The sequence below is a fragment of the Acinetobacter lwoffii genome (assembly GCF_022967985.1).
Classification (GTDB): Bacteria; Pseudomonadota; Gammaproteobacteria; order Pseudomonadales; family Moraxellaceae; genus Acinetobacter.
In genome coordinates this window covers 1-472 of sequence record NZ_JALJVC010000058.1, presented here as the reverse complement: position 1 = coordinate 472, position 472 = coordinate 1, and the positions used below count along the sequence as shown (strand labels likewise).

General features: G+C 48.3%; 1 protein-coding gene. It reads right to left on the bottom strand.

Annotated elements, in window-relative coordinates; genetic code table 11:
- The coding region (locus MWG72_RS15470) for a thioredoxin family protein (RefSeq protein ID WP_247144431.1) at window positions 1-472 on the bottom strand (472 nt) is incomplete at both ends.

Here is a 472-nt window from a genome sequence, read left to right as displayed (position 1 = left end):
ATTTCCGCTGCAAACTTCGGACCTTGAGTTTTTTGTACAGACGTAAAGTTTTCGATGTCCATGGTATCCATGACCTGACCGCCCATACGTTCAGCCACGATCCCGGTTTTAATGCCTTTACGTGCTGCATAGATTGCAGAGGTATTCCCAGCAGGTCCACCACCGATCACCAGGACATCAAAGGCATCTTTGGCATTCAGCTTTTCCGCATCTTTGGTAGCGGCATTGCTGTCCAACTTGGCAATGATTTCTTCCAGCGTCATACGACCCTGACCGATATGCTGGTTGTCCTGGAACACCATCGGAACCGCCATGATTTTGCGTTCTTCTACTTCTTCCTGGAAGAAAGCCCCATCAATCATGGTCGCTGTAGTGCCTGGGTTATAGATGGCGATCAGGTTAAGTGCCTGAACCACATCCGGACAGTTATGGCAGCTTAAAGAGACGAACACATCAAAGTTAGATTGAACAC